Source organism: Sedimenticola hydrogenitrophicus (assembly GCF_029017505.1).
Taxonomy (GTDB): domain Bacteria; phylum Pseudomonadota; class Gammaproteobacteria; order Chromatiales; family Chromatiaceae; genus Sedimenticola; species Sedimenticola hydrogenitrophicus_A.
Map to the genome: position 1 here is coordinate 55,978 of NZ_JAQGEI010000019.1, position 16,907 is coordinate 72,884.

Below are 16,907 nucleotides of genomic sequence, written 5' to 3' on the forward strand. Positions count from 1 at the left end.
ATACGGCCCACGGGCCCTGCTCTGGAGAGCGTGTTTTGAAAATCCGAATTATTGTTGCGGGACTTCTGTCCCTGTTGCTGGTCGCCTGTTCCGAGGAACCCGCCGCCAATGCCGTAGGCGATCAGCAGGCTTCGGCGGCAGTGAGATCCTGGTACCGATTTGACCAGGTCAGTGCCGGCGCCCGGGTGTACCAGGAGAACTGCGCGGCCTGTCACGGCAAACTGGCCGAAGGGGCTGATAACTGGCGCAAGGCCGGCCCGGACGGCAAGTATCCGGCACCGCCGCTGAACGGCAGCGGACATGCCTGGCATCATCCCCTGAAAATCCTGTTCCACACGATCAAGAACGGCTCCCCCGGTGGTCAGGGCAATATGCCGGCCTGGGCGGGCAAACTGACCGATGACGAGATTATCGCCGCTATCGCCTGGTTCCAGTCCAAGTGGCCGCAGGAGATCTACCAGAGCTGGGTGCAGCGTGATGCGGCGGCACAGGCCAACCGGGGATAAGTCATGAGCAGAGATCAATTCATCAAAATGCGCGGTGCCTGGGATACCCGGCACTGGATCACCGTTCCCGGACTCTCCCACGAGGCCGATGGCCTGCAGCTCGAGCACTCCCTGGCGGAACTGGATGGCATGCAGCGGGTCCAGACGATACCGGGAAAACGGCGTATCCGGGTCACCTATGACCAGACTCGGGTCGATTTTCAGCAGATACTGGAGCGCATGGAGTCGATCGGCTTTCCGGCCTCGGACAGTTGGTGGTCGCTCAGAAAGGCGGAGTGGTTTCAGTACCTGGATCGCAATGCCCGGGAGAACGCCAATGCCCCGGAGCCTCCCTGCTGCAGCAATCCAAAAGGAATCACCAAGGATCGCACGCAGAAAAAGTAGGACGGGCCAATCGATCCAGCGTGCCGCGAATCCACAGGTAGGCCTGAGGGCTCGCGCAAAAATTAGTTCCGGTATTCGGTCGTCCCTGGACCCCTCCGTCGGCGTTACGCTTTTTGGCAAGGGAGCGGCCATTGCCTGCAAAGCGTGCCTTGCCAGCGTGGCCCAGGAACACCCTCGGTACTACGAAATTATTCTTTCGCGAGCCCTAAGGGCCCGCTTGTTTCTAACCGGGCCGCGATTTTTTCGGCCTATAACGAAGGTATTTGGTATGTTCAAGAAGCTATGCATCGTTTCACTGCTGATGGTCAGCCAGTGGGTATTTGCGGAAACCGGTCAGCCGCCGTCACCGGACCAGGTGGCGGCGGGGAAGGCGCTCTATGGGCGATACTGCCTGGCGTGTCACGGGGAGAATGGGGTGGGTGAACCGCCCATACCGAGCACTATCCGGGCGCCGGGCTATCTCACCGCCATGCCGCTCAATGAGGCTTCCCATGCCTGGCACCACAGCGATGAACAACTGGTGGAGACCATTCTGCAGGGACTGGAGCGCACCCAGAGGATGCCGGCTTGGAAGGGGGTCATTACAACGGATCAGGCTGCGCAGCTGGTCACTTATCTCAAAAGCTTCTGGAGTCCCCGCATTGTCGCCTGTCAGGGGCCGAAGCACATGAGCTGTATGTGACGGCAGCGGCGACGCGGGGCGGGCTTGGCCAAGACGGTCGGAGGGATCGGGTTGCATCCGGCTCCGGTTTGTCATACCCGCTTGCATTGCCCGCTTCGGCTCCACTAAAGTTAGCTGGAGCGCTATGCCGCGCGGTTGTCCTTGTTGCGGCCGGCTGTTGCTGCCGGAAGGATGGTTGACGGATGTTATCCCTGAATGGAATGGCACTAAGTTAAGCCCAGAGCCCCCGTCATCCCGGCGCATGCCGGGATCCAGAACCCGCATCCGCGGTGAATTTATGGATTCCGGCCTGCGCCGGAATGACGAAAAAATGGACTCCTGCCTTAACTTAGTGCCATTCATCCCTGAATGTGGAAAGGACTATGGATATGGGCACGATGAAAGAGATTGTGATACTGAGCGCGGTGCGCACCGCGGTGGGCAGTTACGGCGGCGGCCTGAAGGATGTGCCGGTGGTGGACCTGGCCGCCAGCGTGGTGCGTGCCGCGGTGGAGCGCTCCGGGGTGACCCCGGCCGATGTCGGGCATACCGTGTTGGGGCATGTGATCCATACCGAGCCGCGGGATATGTATATCTCGCGTTACGCCTCGGTTCGCGGCGGCCTGCCGGTGGAGACCCCCGCCTTCACCCTGAACCGGCTCTGCGGCAGCGGTCTGCAGGCGATTGTCTCGGCGGCGCAGCAGATTGAAACCGGTCATTGCGATGTGGCCGTGGCTGGCGGGGCGGAGAACATGAGCCGGGCCGGCTATATGACGCCCAGCCTGCGTTGGGGGGCACGCATGAGCGATGCCCAGATCGTCGATATGATGGTGGGGGCGCTGACCGACCCATTTGAAGGGGTGCACATGGGCGTGACCGCGGAGAATATCGCCGAAAAATGGGGTATCAGCCGCGAGGAGCAGGATATGCTGGCGGTGGAGTCCCATCGCCGTGCCGCCCAGGCGTGGGAGAAGGGCTATTTCAACGACCAGATCGTTCCGATCGAGTTGAAGAGTCGCAAAGACACCACCCTGTTTGAGCGGGATGAGCATTTTCGTGCCGACGCCAGCCTGGACGGGATGGCGAAACTGCGCCCGGTATTCAAGAAGGATGGCAGCGTCACGGCGGGCAATTCCTCCGGCCTGAACGATGCGGCCTCGGCCGTGGTGCTGGCCAGTGCGGAGTATGCCGAGTCCAACGGGCTCAAGCCGCTGGCCCGGTTGGTGGGATACGCCCATGCTGGCTGTGAGCCGGCCTATATGGGCATTGGACCGGTACCCGCGGTAAAGCGCCTGCTGGAGCGGACCGGTCTCAGCGTGGCGGACTTCGATGTACTGGAGGTGAACGAGGCGTTTGCCGCCCAGGCGATCGCCGTGTGTCGCGATCTCGGTCTGCCGATGGATCTGACCAACCCCAATGGTAGCGGCATCTCACTGGGTCATCCGATCGGCGCCACCGGCAGTATCGTGACCACCAAGGCGGTCCATGAGCTGCAACGCAGCGGCGGCCGTTACGCCCTGGTGACCATGTGCATCGGTGGTGGACAGGGGATCGCCGCGGCCTTAGAGCGGATCTGAGTCCTGTTTCGACCCGCCGCCTTTCGGGGCAATGCGCCGCACCACCCCGCTTCCCGCGGGGTGGTGCGTTTCGCCGTGCCGGGGGCTGGCGCGCGACCGGCTCCCGCCAGCTGTCATCGAGCGACGGACGCTGATTCCATGACCGGACTGAACCTGGGCAGCATTATCAACTGGATCGGCCTGTTCGGAATCGCCGTGTTTGCCATCTCCGGCTCGTTGGAAGCGGCCAGAAAGGAGATGGATATACTCGGATTTCTGCTCATCGGCAGTGTCACCGGCCTGGGGGGCGGAACGCTGCGCGACCTGTTGTTGGGGGCGACCCCGGTGTACTGGGTGCAGCAGCCGGAGATGGTGATGATCTGTCTGGTCGCCTCGGTAGTCACCTACTTTATGGCGCCCTATCTGGCCTCCCGTTACCGGGCGCTGATCTGGATGGATGCGATCGGCCTGGCCACTTTCTGCATCACCGGGACCGCCATTGCGCTCAACCAGGGGGTGGCGCCCCTGATTGCTGTCTGCATGGGGGTGATGAGCGCTACCTTCGGCGGCATAATTCGCGATGTACTCTGTGCCGAGTCCCTGGTGCTCTCGTCGCGCGAACTCTATGTCACGGCGGCGGTTGCCGGCGCCTCGGCCTACCTGCTGCTGCGCTTGGCGTCGGTGGGGGAGACGGTCGCCACCCTCGGCGCCTTCGCGGTCGGCTTCGGCCTGCGCTCGGCGGCCATCCTGTTCGGGCTGAAGTTGCCCCGATACCGGTGTCCCGACACCTGAAGGCCGGATCGCCGGTCACCCCAGCCGTCGGGGTTCCTCGTCGCTCAGCTGATACAGTTTCGCGGCGATACCCATGCTGAAAATGGAGAAGTTTTCGATATCGCCCCACTCATCGGCCGAACCCATCTCTTTTTCCTGTGCATCCAGCACCACGCGGATGCGGTAACGCCCCTGCCGGCGTTCGGTCGGCGGATTAACCTCGGCGGTGACGTAGAGACAGGGCTGCTGTTCGCCCTCGTCGATCAGTGCCATGATGTAGCGGTATTCCGTGGGATCGTCGGTTTTGATATCGCCCAGGATATTGACCAGAAAGGAACCGAGTTGGTAGCGTCGCTGGGGAATGGCGGTCAGGATGTGGGGTGTAGTCATACGGCGACTCGCTTGGCCGGTTGAAGAAACTGCCATCCATTATGGCGGATAAAAATCGTTGTTGCTTGTGTGACTGGAAAGGCCCCCGGTATGATAATCAGCAATTGATGAAATAATAACCCTGATATTCCGGTCCTTATTAGACAGAAGCGGAAAAATAATGCAAATCACGGTTGCTGCCCACCCGGCACAGCCGCTCCAGCGGGCAATCGACTATGCGAATATTGAAACGTTTCCTATGGATATGGCCGATACTGCTGGTGCTGGTTCCGGCTACCGGATTGGCCGATCGTATCGAGGGACGTTTGAACGGACTGGCGTGCGCGTCAAGGGGTGAAGTGTGCCCGACAGACAAGGATGATCCCCACGTGCTGCTGGAACGGGACTTTGTGATCCAGACCGAGGATGGGAAAATTTTCTACATCACCAACATGGATTGGAACACCAAGCTCCGCTACGTGCTGCGCAAGGTGCGTGTCGTGGGGAAGTTCAGTGAGCGGTCGTCGGCCATTGCCGCGGATGAGTTCTGGGTGAAACATGCGGACGGGTACCGGCTGGAATGGAGCCTGGAGCGAGCGCGGGAAAAGCAGCGCAGGGCTCAACAACTCCGGCGACAGCAAGAACAGGGACTGGATCAGTGGCAGCGGCGGTAACCGACTATGAAAATGCCAGCGGAACCCCATCGCGCTTGTACTCCCTTGACCCGGGAATCGACCCCGCGGCCGGGATTATTGGGGCTGGGTCTGTTGTTGCTGCTGCTGTTCCAGGGCGTGGCACCGCAGGCAGGTCATGCCTCCCGCGATCCGCTGCGATTTTTTCAGCTGACACCGGTAACCCCCGCCACACCGGCACCCCCATTGGAGCTGGCGGCGCTTGACGGGGTACCGCATCGATTGAGCGACTATCAGGGCCAGGTGGTTGTGGTTAATTTCTGGTCGAGCTGGTGCACCCCCTGCCGCCGGGAGATGCCGGCACTGGAACAGGCCTGGCAGCGGCTGCGGCCCTTTGGCGTGACGGTGCTGGGGGTAGCGATGCAGGACGATCCGGAGGTGGTCGGGCGGTTTCTGCAGGCAAGCGGGGTGACCTTTACTATCCTGATGGACCCGGATGGAAAGGCGTCGCAGCGGTGGCCGTTCTCCGGTATACCGGCAACCTTTGTGCTGGATCGGCAGGGGCGGATCGTCTACCGTGCCATGGGGTTGCGCGAGTGGGACAGCGACGAGATCATTGATCGGCTAATCGAGCTGGCGGAGACGGAATAGTCAGTTAAACCTAAAAAAGCTGTTAAACCACGGAAAACACGGAAAACACGGAATATTTCAAACAGATAAGTTTGCCATGCTCTTCACCCATCGGGTGATTTGTATTCTACAGCCAACATTTTGATCTTTCGTGTCTTTTCGTGACTTTTGTGGTTGAAATGGGGTGCAATCGAAAGTGTTGGTCAGTCGTACTGTAGGGTGGATAAGCTTGCGCCTGCCATCCTCAGGTCCGTAAACGGTACATCCATGTACCACTCCTCACCGTAGCAATGGTGGATGCGCCTACCGGCTTATCCACCCTACGGGCTGAATCCGTAAATAACCGTTTTTTTCGGTTACCAAATAAGCTGACCAACACTTTCGATTGCACCCGTTGAAATGAGAAATTTAGGTTAAACGGGTGCGGACAGCGGAGAGGCGCTCTCCCGTTATCGGGAGGCGGGGGCAGGCTGCAGATACTGCTGCTCCAGGTAACGTATGATCTCGGATGACTCATACAGCCAGCGGCTGCCGCCCTGTTCATCTTCGATGCGCAAGCAAGGAACCTTGATCTTTCCGCCACCCGTCAGCAGCGCCTCCCGGTGCTGTGCATCGCCCTTGGCGTCACGGGTCTCTATATTCAGTGTGTGTTTTCTCAGAAAACGGCGCACCTTGACGCAGAAGGGACAGGCCTTGAACTGGTAGAGGGCGAGTTGTGCGGTGTGTCGGTCGAGCGACTCCTGCAGTTCCGACGCGCGCTTGACGCCGCGTGGTGCCGTGAGGGCATCGATCAATAGGATCAGTCGTCCAAGGATCCAGCGAATAATTGCCATTCATTTCTCCGGTCACTGTCAATCAGGCGCGGCATCCTATCATGGGGTGCCGCCGATTCAACCATGGAGTAATCAGGATTTTGCCCGCGCCGGGCACGCGGCGATGCCCGGGGGGAGAGGGAGCCGCGGCTGATAGTCGCAGAACTGGCTTTCCCTCGCCACGATCGGTCAAGCCAGACAGACGCCTAGCTAATTGAAATGTCTGGAGAATCCCCTTATTTATGGCAGCGATCCTGCGGCGTTCATGATAGGCTCTTGCCAGTTGTTGATGGCGGGTTAAAGAGTAATCAAAAAAACACGGGGACAACCTGGATGAAATTCTAACCTGACTCCTATAACATCCGAATGAAAGTTTTCGCCAGGGAGGTGTGGAATAGCTAACAGGTCTGTCGCCGAGTTTTTATAATGCTTTGTTTACTGCACCCCTATGCGTTTTGAGAAAGTGACCGGTTTACCAGGGTCGGATTTGACCAGCCAGAAATGGATGATTCTGATCGGCGGTGTGGTGGCGATATTCACTGTGCTGGTGGTCTCCATCTACCTGCATCATGCGCTGGAACGGGAGGCGGTGCAGCGCTGGCAGGAAAACAATCTGCCGTTGGCCAGGACCCTGGCCGGGCGGGTGGAGCAGAAAATAGAACAGGCCGCGTCGGTGCTGCGCCTGGTCGCCAATCTGCCGCAATTCCAACAGCTAGCGAATCCCCTGGAGATCGAGCATGCCATCGGCGGCGTGGCCGACTCCTCCGAACAGGAGAAGCGGCAGATCCTGCAGCGGCTGTTGATAGAGAATCCCGATTTTTCCGTCCTCTTCATGCTGGCGCCCAACGGGGATCACTACCTGGCCGAGCCGTTCGAGGTGCAGCGCGGCGTCACCAAGTACAACATGCGAGACCGGGACTATTTCCAGGAAACGCAGCGTCGTGGCGAAACGGTGCTCTCCAGCAGCTTTATTGGTGCCGACGGCAAGCTTGCGGTGGCGATCAACACCGCGATAAGGGATGCACTGGCCGGAATCACAGCCCACCTGGGAGGGGTGTTTCACTTGGATCATCTCTCCCGGTTGATCCGCAGTATCGATTCCGCGGCGTTTGATGAGCTGTTTCTGCTTGATCGTAACGGCAGTCTGGTGGCACACGGCAGCCAGCAGTGGCTGGAGCCCGACCAGCGGGAGGCGTTTCAGCGGCGGCCGGAAATACGCCGGTTGCTGAAGGACGCCCGGGCCGAGGGTCCCGGGGAGATAGGCTATCAGGAACTGAAGGACCCCAACCTGGGTAGCGTACTTCACGCCTTCACGGTACCGCTGGCCTCGGGTTGGCGCATGGTTGCCCTGCGTGACCGGGAATCTCTGTTGCGCGAGGTGCAACCCCGCTCCAATGTCATCACCGCGACCACGGCGCTGATCCTGCTCGGTATTGCCGGTTTCGGGCTGGTGTTTGCCAATAGTGTCGGCAGGCGCTGGGAACTGGCCGAAACCGCGCTGAGGCTGGCCAAGCACGAGCTGGAAGACGAAGTGGCGGCACGCACCCATGAGCTGGTTGCCTCGCACGAGCATATCGAGCTGCTGCTGGCCTCCACCGGTGCCGGTATTTTCGGAATCGATCTGCAGGGGCGTTGTACCTTCTGCAACATGGCCTGTGTCGAGACGCTCAACTATAGGAGCGAACAGGATCTGCTGGGGAGACCGCTGAACGACATCGTGCATCACTGTCATTGTGATGGTACGCCCTACGCAGCGGACGATTCACCGATACTGAACGCGATCCACGGCGACAAGCGCGTGCATCGGGAGCATGAGGTCTTCTGCACCTTCGAGGGCGAATGCCTGCCGGTGGAGTATCGCGCCTACCCCATGCGCCGACAGGGTGAGGTGGTCGGGGCGGTGGTCACCTTTAACGATATCAGTACCCGCGTCAATGCCCAGGAGGCGCAGGCGGACAGTGATGCCCGGTTCCGTTCGCTGTTTACCCAGTCCAATGACGCCATTTTCCTGATGAATCCTGAAACCGGCCACTATCTCGATGCCAACCGGGCCGCCGAGAAGCTGACCGGACGTACGCTCGATGAGCTGATTACCTTGACTTCATCGGAGGTCTGTCCGGCGGGTGCCCGGGAACGACGCGAGATGGCACAGAGCCTCGATACAACCCGTGGCATGGGAGAGGTGATCTATGTCCGTCCCGACGGGACAGAACGGACCGCGCTGTTGAGCGTGGTGCCGCTGGCGGGTGGCCTGGTGTTCGGCATCGCCCATGACATCACCGAGCAACTCGCCGCAAAGCAGGCGCTCGGCCAACGCGAGGCACATCTTCGAGCCCTCTCCGAGGCGGCGTTCGAGGCGATATTCATATCGGAAGAGGGGCTCTGCCTGGGACAGAACCTGGCGGCGGAAAAGCACTTTGGCTATACCCTGAACGAGGCGCTGGGTCGCTCCGGCCTGGAGTGGTTCGCCCCGGAATCACGGGAGCTGGTGAAACAGAATATGCTGGGCGGTTATTGCGAGCCCTACGAAGTGCTGGCACTGCGCAAGGATGGCTCCACCTTTCCGGCGGAGATCCGTGGCCGTGCCATGCCTTATCAGGATCGCATGGTCCGGGTCACCGCGCTACGCGACATCACCGAGCGTCGTGATGCCGAACAGCGACTGCAGCGTACCAACACCCTGCTGCACGCGGTGATCGACCAGGCCCCCTTTGCGATCACTCTGGGCGAGGGTACGAAAGAGGACTGGTCCCTGACCCTGGCCAATCGGGAGGCGCAGCGGATTACCGGTGCGGCGGTGGAGCAGCAGCGCAAGATCCGCTTTGTTCACGGTGGGCTGGTTGATGTGGAGGCCCGCACCTGGAAGATGCTGCATGCCGACGGTAACGCCATCGAGGTGCAGGATACCCCGTTGGTGCGGGCGATGGAGGAGCAGCGGGTCACCCGCAACAAGGAGATGATCATCCGCCGGGCAGATGGGCTGGAAACCTTCGTGCTGGCCAACGCCTCCCCCATCTATGGCGAGGACGGCAGCCACATCGCCGCTATCTTCACTTATCCCGATATTACCGAGCACAAGCGCACCGAGGAGACCATACGCACCCTCTCCCAGGCGATGGAGCAGAGTCCGGTATCGGTGGTGATCACCGGCCTGGACGGGGTGATCGAATACACCAACCGGGGCTTTGAGCGCTCCTCCGGATATACTGCGGAGGAGATGCGGGGGCGGCATACCCGGTTGCTCAGTTCGGGCCACACCGCGCCGGAATTCTATCAGGAGCTCTGGGCCACCATAACCAGCGGCAATTCTTGGCAGGGCGAGTTCCAGAACCGGCGCAAGGATGGCTCACTGTTCTGGGAGTATGCACATATCTCCCCCATCTTCGACAGCCAGGGGCGGATTCGCCACTACCTGGCGGTGAAGGAGGATATCACCCTGCGCAAGGTGCAGGAGGAGAAGATCCTGCACCAGGCCCATTATGACAGCCTGACCGGCTTGCCCAACCGATTCCTGGCCCTGGACCGTCTCTCCCAGATCGTGCGCGGCGCCCAGCGCGAGGATCATCAGGCGGCGGTGCTGTTCCTGGATCTGGATGATTTCAAGAAGGTGAACGACACCCTCGGGCATGAGGTGGGCGATCAGGTGATCGAGGAGGCGGCGCGCCGGGTGCGCTGGGTCATACGGGAAGAGGATACCGTGGGACGCCTGGGCGGAGATGAATTTATCGTGCTGCTCTCCCGTCTGCATGAAAAGCGCGATGCCCAGCGGGTGGCGGAGAAAATCCTGGCCGCGTTCAGGACCGTATTCTCCCTGAACGACCGGGAGATTCTTCTGACCACCAGTATCGGGATATCGATCTACCCGGAAAATGGTGACACGGCCAAGATACTGCTGCGCAATGCGGACACGGCCATGTATTACTCCAAGGCCGTGGGCGGGAATGCCGCCAACTTCTACACCGATGCGATGAACCAGGATGTATCGCGCCGGGTGGAACTCGAGGAGCAGATGTATACGGCACTGGAGAATGATGAGTTCTACCTGCTGTTCCAGCCGATCGTCAACATCTACACCCAGGGCATCGTTGGCGCCGAGGCGTTGCTGCGCTGGAACAACCCGAAGCTGGGCCAGGTGGCGCCGACCGAGTTCATCGAGATAGCGGAACGCACCGGGCGCATCGTACAGATCGGCGAATATGTGCTGCGCCAGGCGGTACAGCAGGCACGTCGCTGGCGCGACCGCAATGAACAGGGTTTCAGGGTGGCGGTGAATGTCTCACCGATGCAGTTCAAGGAGGGGGACTTCCTGCCCATGGTGGAGGCGATCCTCAAGGAGTACGCATTGCCGGGCAGTTTTCTCGAGATTGAAGTGACCGAAAATGTGCTGTTGAGCGAGAAGATCAACTCGGTGGAGATACTCAACGGCCTGCGCGATATGGGCATCGCCATCTCCATGGATGATTTTGGTACCGGCTACTCCTCCCTCAGTTATCTGCGCCATTACCACTTCGACACCCTGAAGATCGATCGCAGTTTTGTCCGCGACATCACCACCGACCCGGATGACCGGGAGCTGGTGGTGGCGACCATCTCCATGGCGCGCAGCCTCGGCCTGAAGGTGATCGCCGAAGGGGTCGAGACGGCCGAGCAGTTGGCCATACTACAGACCGAGAAGTGTGATTTCGCCCAGGGCTACTATTTCAGCAAGCCGATTAGCGGCCTGGCACTGGAGCGGTTTTTTCTGCGTTGAGTATTGGAGGGGGCGGAGTCAGGCCGTCGTACTAACTCTGGGCAGGGCGAGGATCTGCCTGCTTGCTTACCGGGACGCCGTAAACCCTTTCATGCTACGCATCCTGCTTCGCATGAAAGTCCGGCCCACCCGTCCCTGGGTGTGCGTTCGCTGCTGCGCAGCTCACCCCTGGGGGCTTGCCGCGGCCATCCATAGCCGCGGACACCCGTCAATCAAGCAGTCAAATCCTCTCTTTCAAGACTGTAGGTTGGGGTGAGCCTGCGAACCCCAACGAGGTTTCATGCGTGAGCGCCATGATGTTGGGGTTCGTTCCTCACCCCGATCTGGGCGGTAGCGCATCCACCACTGGGTACATTGGGTGATGATCATGATTGAAATCGTACAAGCCGACCTGTTGCAACCCCTCCATGCCGCCGCGCTGGTGACGCTGCTCGATGCCTACGCCCGCGACCCGATGGGGGGTGGCCAGCCGCTGCCCGAGGCGGTGTGTCGCGATCTGCCCGCGGCATTGGCTGAACGGCGGGATGCGGTGGTGTTTCTGGCCTTTGACAGGGAGCGCCCGGTGGGGCTGGTGAACTGTTTCGAAGGCTTCTCCACCTTCAACTGCAGGCCGCTGCTCAACATCCATGACGTGGTGGTGCTGGCGGATTACCGGGGCCAGGGCATCGCCCGGCGGCTGCTACAGCAGGTGGAAACCGAGGCCCGCGCACGCGGCTGCTGCAAACTGACCCTGGAGGTGCTGGAGGGCAACCGGACCGCCCAGGCGGTGTATCGAAGCGCCGGCTTCGCCGGCTATGAACTGGACCCGGACAAGGGGCGGGCGCTGTTCTGGGAGAAGCGGCTGGGTTGATGGTGCCTTGAGTTTTGGTCCGCAGCCCGTAGGTTGGGGTGAGCCTGCGAACCCCAACGAGGTTTCATGTGTGTGCGTCGAGATGTTGGGGTTCGTTCCTCACCCCAACCTACGGGACTGCGAAGGAACGAGTAGGATGGGTGGAGGAGGTACGACGTAACCCATCATTCATTCTCCGAATAGCCCCCGCGATTTTCTCCGCTTCCCGCGCACCCGCTCAATGTCGCAGCAGGTCGAACGGCTGCACCTCCACCAGATCGCCCGGCTGGATATTGCCGGTCTCGTCGGACAGCCGGATCAGGCAGTTGCCATCGCTCATCGAGCTGAGCACGCCCGAACCCTGGCGCCCGGAGCTGCGCACCACCAGTTCACCCTGCTCATCCAGCGACAGGATGCCGCGCTGAAATTCGGTGCGCCCCGGCAGTTTGCGCAGCGGCGAGCCGGCCTTTACCCGCAGCGTCGGCGCCAACTGTTCGCGTTTGCCCTGCAGGCGCTGGATCGCCGGCCGGACAAACTGCAGGAAGGTGATCATCACCGCCACCGGGTTACCCGGCAGGCCGAAGAAGCCGGCGTTGCCGATATGGGCGAAGGTGAGCGGGCGGCCCGGTTTGATCGCCACCTTGGCGAAATGCACCTCCCCCAGCTGGGGGATCGCCTCGGCGATAAAGTCCGCCTCGCCCACCGAGATGCCGCCGGAGGTGAGCACAAGGTCTGCCTCGCGGGCGGCCTGGGTCATGGCCGCCTGGATGGCGGCCGCCTCGTCCGCGATCACCCCCATGTCGATCACATCGGCACCCAGTTCGCTGAGCATGCCGAACAGGGTGTAGCGGTTGCTGTCGTAGATCTGTCCCTCTTCCAGGGGCTGGCCGATACTGCGGATCTCATCCCCGCTGGAGAAGAAGGCGACGCGCAGGCGGCGGTACACGGCGACTTCCGGGATGCCGAGCGAGGCCAGCAGGCCCAGCTGTGCCGGGCCGATTTCGTCTCCCGGCTGCAGGATCACGGCACCGGCCTGGATATCCTCACCCGCCTGGCGCACATTGGCGCCGGGTTTGCCGCGGGCGTCGATGAGCGCCTCGTCGCCGTCCCGCTCCACCCACTCCTGCATGATCACGGTGTCGGCCGTCTCCGGGACCTTGGCCCCGGTCATGATGCGGATACACTCGCCGCGGTTCAGTTCTCCCCGATAGGGTTGGCCGGCAAACGCACTGCCCACCACCCTGAGCCGGCGCTGCCCATCCAGGGGTATATCCTTGCCGTACAGGGCATAGCCGTCCATGGCGGAGTTGCGATAGGCCGGCACATTGATCGGGGAAGCGATGGGGCGAGCCAATATGCGTCCCAGGGCATTGCGCAACGGGGCCGCCTCAATCCCGTCAACCGGTCGGAGCTTGGCCGCGATCATCCGCAGGGCGTCGCTGGCGCTGATTGAGCTGTCGGTGGCGTCCATGCAGCAGTCGCTGGGTTTGTTAATATCGGTCATGATCGGTATCTAAGGTCTGGTATGTAAAACGGTTGCGATGGGCTAGATAAATTACCGGATAACGAACCTGAAAACCAATCTATTCTGAAACAGATCGGTCGCGGCCTCCTACCGGTCAGGTGCGCGTAACCTTCCCCATCCAAAGTCCCTATCGCTCACAACCCGGAGGTCCCCTTGTGCAACTCCACCACGATCGGTTTTTCCGGCTGCAGCGGTTTCATGGTCAGCTCGCCGCCATAGAGGTGGATATGGCGACTCAGATTGAGCCGCCCGACCTGGGGTTCATGGCTGGTATAGATCACTCCGATCTGCTGTTGCTGCAGCCGATTGATCAGGTCGTAACAGATGCCGCGCGAGCGTTTGTCCAGATTGGAAACGGGTTCGTCCAGCAACATCAGGCGCGGGGAGAGCACCCAGGCGCGGGCGATGGCGACCCGCTGCTTCTCGCCACCGGAAAGTTCGTGGCAATTGCGCTGCGCCAGATGTTCCAGGGAGATCAGTTCCAGCGCCTCGCCAACCCGGGTGGTGATCGCCTGGCGGCTCAGCTTCTTGCGCTTCAGGCCGTAGGCGATATTGTCATACACCGAACAGTCGAACAGATAGGGGTGCTGGTGCAGGTAGCAGATCTGTTCGCGCAGAAAGCGGTAGCTCTGGCGCCATTTCCGGTGGCTGCCGGCAAACTGAAATCCCGCCTGGTGGGGTTTCAGCAGGCCGGCGAGAATGCGCAGCAGCGTGGTCTTTCCCGACCCGTTCTGGCCGGTCAGCAGGGTCAGTTCGCCGGCTCGCAGATCCAGCGATATATCCTTGAGAATGGTTCGTTCGCCGCGGTTGAAGGAGAGCCGTTCGAGCTTCAGCCAGGGCTGGGGGGTATCGGGTATCATTGGATCACCTCACCCTTGCCCTGCACCTGGCCGAGCAGGATGTTCAGAAACAGCGCCAGGGAGAGCAGCACCAGGCCGAGCGCGATGCCCTCCGCGAAGCTCCCCTTGCTGGTCTCCAGCGCAATGGCGGTGGGGATATTACGGGTGTAGTTGAGGATGTTGCCGCCCAGCATCATGGAGCTGCCCACCTCGGCGATGATGCGTCCGAAACTCGCCACCAGCGCGCCGATCAGGCCGAAGCGTGTCTCATGCAGGATGGTCAACAGCGCCCGCAAGGGACTGGCGCCCAGGGTCAGGGCCGTCTCCCAGGCGCGGCGATCCGAGGCTTGCAGGGCGGAGTGGGCCATGGCCACCAGCAGCGGAAAGCAGAGAAAGATCTGCCCCAGGATCATGGCGTCCTGGGTGAACAGCAGCCGCCAATCGCCCAGCGGTCCCGACTTGGAGAGCAGGATGTAGAGCGTCAGTCCGACCACCACCGCGGGGATGGAGAGGGCGGTATTGAATACCGATACCAGCAGCCGTCGGCCGGGGAATGAGAAGTAGGCCAGCAGGAAGGCGGTCAGGATGCCGAACGGGGCGGCATAGAGCAGGGCGCGCACCGAGACGCTGAAAGAGATGCCGATTATGGCCCAGAGCGCGCTATCTCCGGTGAACAGCAGATAGAGGGCCTGGTAACTTGCAGCGCTCAGTGATTCCATAGCTGGCCTATTTCAACAACAGGGGAATGAACAGCGGCTCGCCATGCAGACGGTAGTCCCGGATCAGCTCCTGACCCGCCTGCGAGCTGACCCAATCGATCAGTTTCCTGGCATCGGCATAGTTGGTGTCGGGATGTTTGGCCGGGTTGACCGCAATGACACCGTAGGGATTGCTCAATTTGTTATCACCCTCATTGAGCAGGGACAACTCCACCTTACCCTTGTAGGCCAGCCAGGTGCCGCGGTCGGTGAGCGTGTAGCCGTCAAGTTCGCCGGCCATCTGCAACACCTTGCCCATGCCTTGTCCGGCCTCGATATACCAGCCCCCACCCGGTTGGATATTGGCAGCCTTCCACAGCGCCTGCTCTTTTTTGTGGGTGCCGGAGTCGTCGCCGCGGGAGATGAATCTGGCCCGGGAACTGCTGATCTTCTTCAACGCCTCGGTCACCGTTTTGACGCCCTTGATACCGGCCGCATCGCTGTCGGGTCCGACGAGCACGAAATCATTGTACATGAACTGGACACGGTCGCTGCCGAAACCATCCGCGACGAACTGCTCCTCCGCGGCCACCGCGTGGACCATCACCACGTCCACATCACCGTCGCGGCCCATCTTCAGTGCCTTGCCGGTACCGACGGCGATCACATGGACCTCGATACCGGTCTGCTCCTGGAAGGCGGGCAACAGGATCTCCAGCAGCCCGGAGTTCTGGGTGCTGGTGGTGGTGGCCAGGCGCAGAGGCGCCGCCTGGACGGCAAGTGCCAGCGACCAGAACAGGCAGAGGGAGAACAACAGACGGATTTTTTTATACATGGGTACTCATCCTTATTTTGTTATCGGTGGCGACACGGTGACCGCTCCGCATGATTAACCGTGGGAGGTGGCATCCGTTTGTCATTGATCTGGGCGAATCAACGCTCGGGGCATTGCGAATGTAATGATAACGACGAACCCCTGCGGCGCTATGTTTTATAGCACATAACGTTTGCCGACAACAACGATCGATAACAACCATACAGTTTCTATAGTAACTGTTCGGGCCACGGACGAGGCCGGGTCAGTCAGTGATTGCTCAAAGGAGCCGTGTTAAACGTTATGCATAAGAAAACATAACGAAATAAGTAACTTAACGCCCATCCTGGCTCGCAAATTTGGGTTTCTTCTTCTATATTCTTTTAACCAATAAAAAACAGAATCGAAAGGAAGCGCGGGAAAAAGGAGGCTCATCGCATCAACAATAATACTAAAGTATAAGAACGGATTTATCCGTACTGGCCCTTTGTCGTGTGTGCAGGTGATTAGCTTGGAATCAACAGACACAATCGAAGTAGACAAAAGCCCTGGCAACGATCGGCTTCTATCGCTTCAGGTTCCGTGGCAGCGCCGGACAGACTCGCAATATAGCACTAAGCATATAACTATTCAGAGGAGGCAATGATGCAGAGGTCACTCTATATCTCGCCGGACAAATGCACAGGCTGTCTACAGTGTGAAATGGCCTGCTCCTTCGAGCATGAAGGCACGTTCAACCCAGCAAAATCCCGTATCAAGGTATTTACTTTTCACTCCGAGGGCCGTTTCGTTCCCTACACCTGCACCCAGTGTGATGAAGCCTGGTGCATGAGTGCCTGTCCGACAGAGGCGATCAGTCTGGATGCCGCAACCGGCGCCAAGATGGTGAATGACGCACTCTGTGTCGGCTGCAAGGTCTGCACCATCGCCTGTCCCTTCGGCACCATCAATTACAATTCCGTCACCGGCAAGGTTATCAAGTGCGATCTGTGTGGCGGTGATCCCGCCTGTGCCAAGGCCTGCCCGACCCAGGCCATCACCTACATCGATGCGGAGGGTACCGGCTACGACAGGATGCGCGCCTGGGCCTCCCGCACCGATAACCAATCCGCGGCACGAGCATAGACAAGG

16 protein-coding genes are annotated in these 16,907 nt (G+C 60.4%); 10 read left to right on the forward strand and 6 right to left on the reverse strand.

The genetic code is table 11. The features are described 5' to 3' along the window. Positions 1 to 35 precede the first annotated feature (35 nt). From O9K64_RS13150 to O9K64_RS13170, 5 genes are all read left to right on the forward strand, one after another. Positions 36 to 506, forward strand: coding sequence for a c-type cytochrome (locus O9K64_RS13150; RefSeq protein WP_275098537.1), 471 nt, complete (start codon positions 36 to 38; stop codon positions 504 to 506). A 3-nt stretch (positions 507 to 509) separates the two neighbouring features. Next, entirely contained in the window at positions 510 to 890 is a 381-nt protein-coding gene (locus tag O9K64_RS13155; RefSeq protein ID WP_275098538.1) for a heavy-metal-associated domain-containing protein, read from the forward strand. 268 nt (positions 891 to 1,158) lie between these two features. Then, positions 1,159 to 1,572 (forward strand): c-type cytochrome, encoded by a 414-nt coding sequence (locus O9K64_RS13160; RefSeq protein WP_275098539.1) that lies wholly within the window; start codon positions 1,159 to 1,161, stop codon positions 1,570 to 1,572. 377 nt (positions 1,573 to 1,949) lie between these two features. Continuing rightward, positions 1,950 to 3,128 (forward strand): acetyl-CoA C-acyltransferase family protein, encoded by a 1,179-nt coding sequence (locus O9K64_RS13165; protein WP_335342293.1) that lies wholly within the window; start codon positions 1,950 to 1,952, stop codon positions 3,126 to 3,128. 138 nt (positions 3,129 to 3,266) lie between these two features. Further along, positions 3,267 to 3,899 carry a trimeric intracellular cation channel family protein gene (locus O9K64_RS13170; protein ID WP_275098540.1) on the forward strand — a complete coding sequence of 211 codons (633 nt, stop codon included), beginning with the start codon at positions 3,267 to 3,269 and terminating at the stop codon, positions 3,897 to 3,899. 15 nt (positions 3,900 to 3,914) lie between these two features. Here O9K64_RS13170 and O9K64_RS13175 read toward each other — a convergent pair whose 3' ends face one another. Continuing rightward, a complete protein-coding gene (locus tag O9K64_RS13175) occupies positions 3,915 to 4,268 on the reverse strand; it encodes a hypothetical protein (protein WP_275098541.1) in 354 nt (117 codons plus the stop codon). Between the two features lie 215 nt (positions 4,269 to 4,483). On the opposite strand from O9K64_RS13175, the gene O9K64_RS13180 reads away from it, so the two are divergent. Both O9K64_RS13180 and O9K64_RS13185 read left to right on the forward strand, forming a co-directional pair. Further along, positions 4,484 to 4,921, forward strand: a complete 438-nt coding sequence (locus O9K64_RS13180; protein ID WP_275098542.1) for a hypothetical protein — start codon at positions 4,484 to 4,486, stop codon at positions 4,919 to 4,921. A gap of 6 nt (positions 4,922 to 4,927) precedes the next feature. Then, positions 4,928 to 5,530 (forward strand): TlpA family protein disulfide reductase, encoded by a 603-nt coding sequence (locus O9K64_RS13185; protein WP_275098543.1) that lies wholly within the window; start codon positions 4,928 to 4,930, stop codon positions 5,528 to 5,530. 428 nt (positions 5,531 to 5,958) lie between these two features. Here O9K64_RS13185 and O9K64_RS13190 read toward each other — a convergent pair whose 3' ends face one another. Then, the gene (locus O9K64_RS13190; protein WP_275098544.1) at positions 5,959 to 6,342 is read right to left on the reverse strand and encodes a glutaredoxin family protein; all 384 of its coding nucleotides are present in this window, start codon (positions 6,340 to 6,342) and stop codon (positions 5,959 to 5,961) included. Between the two features lie 466 nt (positions 6,343 to 6,808). Here O9K64_RS13190 and O9K64_RS13195 point away from each other — a divergent pair, with 466 nt between their 5' ends. Further along, a complete protein-coding gene (locus tag O9K64_RS13195) occupies positions 6,809 to 11,071 on the forward strand; it encodes a PAS domain S-box protein (RefSeq protein WP_275098545.1) in 4,263 nt (1,420 codons plus the stop codon). A 367-nt stretch (positions 11,072 to 11,438) separates the two neighbouring features. After that, a complete protein-coding gene (locus tag O9K64_RS13200) occupies positions 11,439 to 11,921 on the forward strand; it encodes a GNAT family N-acetyltransferase (RefSeq protein WP_275098546.1) in 483 nt (160 codons plus the stop codon). Between the two features lie 217 nt (positions 11,922 to 12,138). Here O9K64_RS13200 and glp read toward each other — a convergent pair whose 3' ends face one another. The 4 genes from glp to O9K64_RS13220 form a co-directional block, all read right to left on the reverse strand. Further along, positions 12,139 to 13,404, reverse strand: coding sequence for a gephyrin-like molybdotransferase Glp (gene glp / locus O9K64_RS13205; protein ID WP_275098547.1), 1,266 nt, complete (start codon positions 13,402 to 13,404; stop codon positions 12,139 to 12,141). Positions 13,405 to 13,559: 155 nt separating this feature from the next. Beyond that, the gene (locus tag O9K64_RS13210) at positions 13,560 to 14,285 is read right to left on the reverse strand and encodes an energy-coupling factor ABC transporter ATP-binding protein (RefSeq protein ID WP_275098548.1); all 726 of its coding nucleotides are present in this window, start codon (positions 14,283 to 14,285) and stop codon (positions 13,560 to 13,562) included. Then, on the reverse strand, positions 14,282 to 14,983 hold the full coding sequence (locus tag O9K64_RS13215; RefSeq protein WP_275098549.1) for an ABC transporter permease: 702 nt from the start codon (positions 14,981 to 14,983) through the stop codon (positions 14,282 to 14,284). Before O9K64_RS13215 ends, O9K64_RS13210 begins: the two co-directional genes overlap by 4 nt. Positions 14,984 to 14,990: 7 nt before the next feature. Then, complete coding sequence (locus tag O9K64_RS13220; RefSeq protein WP_275098550.1) at positions 14,991 to 15,797, reverse strand: substrate-binding domain-containing protein; 807 nt, start codon at positions 15,795 to 15,797, stop codon at positions 14,991 to 14,993. A 621-nt stretch (positions 15,798 to 16,418) separates the two neighbouring features. On the opposite strand from O9K64_RS13220, the gene O9K64_RS13225 reads away from it, so the two are divergent. Then, entirely contained in the window at positions 16,419 to 16,901 is a 483-nt protein-coding gene (locus O9K64_RS13225; RefSeq protein ID WP_335342294.1) for a 4Fe-4S dicluster domain-containing protein, read from the forward strand. The last annotated feature ends 6 nt before the right edge of the window (positions 16,902 to 16,907 follow it).

Coding starts and splice junctions, on each gene's coding strand:
- O9K64_RS13155 (WP_275098538.1), top strand. CDS start 510: ATGAGCAGAGATCAATTCATCAAAATGCGCGGTGCCTGGGATACCCGG.
- O9K64_RS13160 (WP_275098539.1), top strand. CDS start 1,159: ATGTTCAAGAAGCTATGCATCGTTTCACTGCTGATGGTCAGCCAGTGG.
- O9K64_RS13165 (WP_335342293.1), top strand. CDS start 1,950: ATGAAAGAGATTGTGATACTGAGCGCGGTGCGCACCGCGGTGGGCAGT.
- O9K64_RS13170 (WP_275098540.1), top strand. CDS start 3,267: ATGACCGGACTGAACCTGGGCAGCATTATCAACTGGATCGGCCTGTTC.
- O9K64_RS13175 (WP_275098541.1), bottom strand. CDS start 4,268: ATGACTACACCCCACATCCTGACCGCCATTCCCCAGCGACGCTACCAA.
- O9K64_RS13180 (WP_275098542.1), top strand. CDS start 4,484: ATGCGAATATTGAAACGTTTCCTATGGATATGGCCGATACTGCTGGTG.
- O9K64_RS13185 (WP_275098543.1), top strand. CDS start 4,928: ATGAAAATGCCAGCGGAACCCCATCGCGCTTGTACTCCCTTGACCCGG.
- O9K64_RS13190 (WP_275098544.1), bottom strand. CDS start 6,342: ATGGCAATTATTCGCTGGATCCTTGGACGACTGATCCTATTGATCGAT.
- O9K64_RS13200 (WP_275098546.1), top strand. CDS start 11,439: ATGATTGAAATCGTACAAGCCGACCTGTTGCAACCCCTCCATGCCGCC.
- glp (WP_275098547.1), bottom strand. CDS start 13,404: ATGACCGATATTAACAAACCCAGCGACTGCTGCATGGACGCCACCGAC.
- O9K64_RS13210 (WP_275098548.1), bottom strand. CDS start 14,285: ATGATACCCGATACCCCCCAGCCCTGGCTGAAGCTCGAACGGCTCTCC.
- O9K64_RS13215 (WP_275098549.1), bottom strand. CDS start 14,983: ATGGAATCACTGAGCGCTGCAAGTTACCAGGCCCTCTATCTGCTGTTC.
- O9K64_RS13220 (WP_275098550.1), bottom strand. CDS start 15,797: ATGTATAAAAAAATCCGTCTGTTGTTCTCCCTCTGCCTGTTCTGGTCG.
- O9K64_RS13225 (WP_335342294.1), top strand. CDS start 16,419: ATGATGCAGAGGTCACTCTATATCTCGCCGGACAAATGCACAGGCTGT.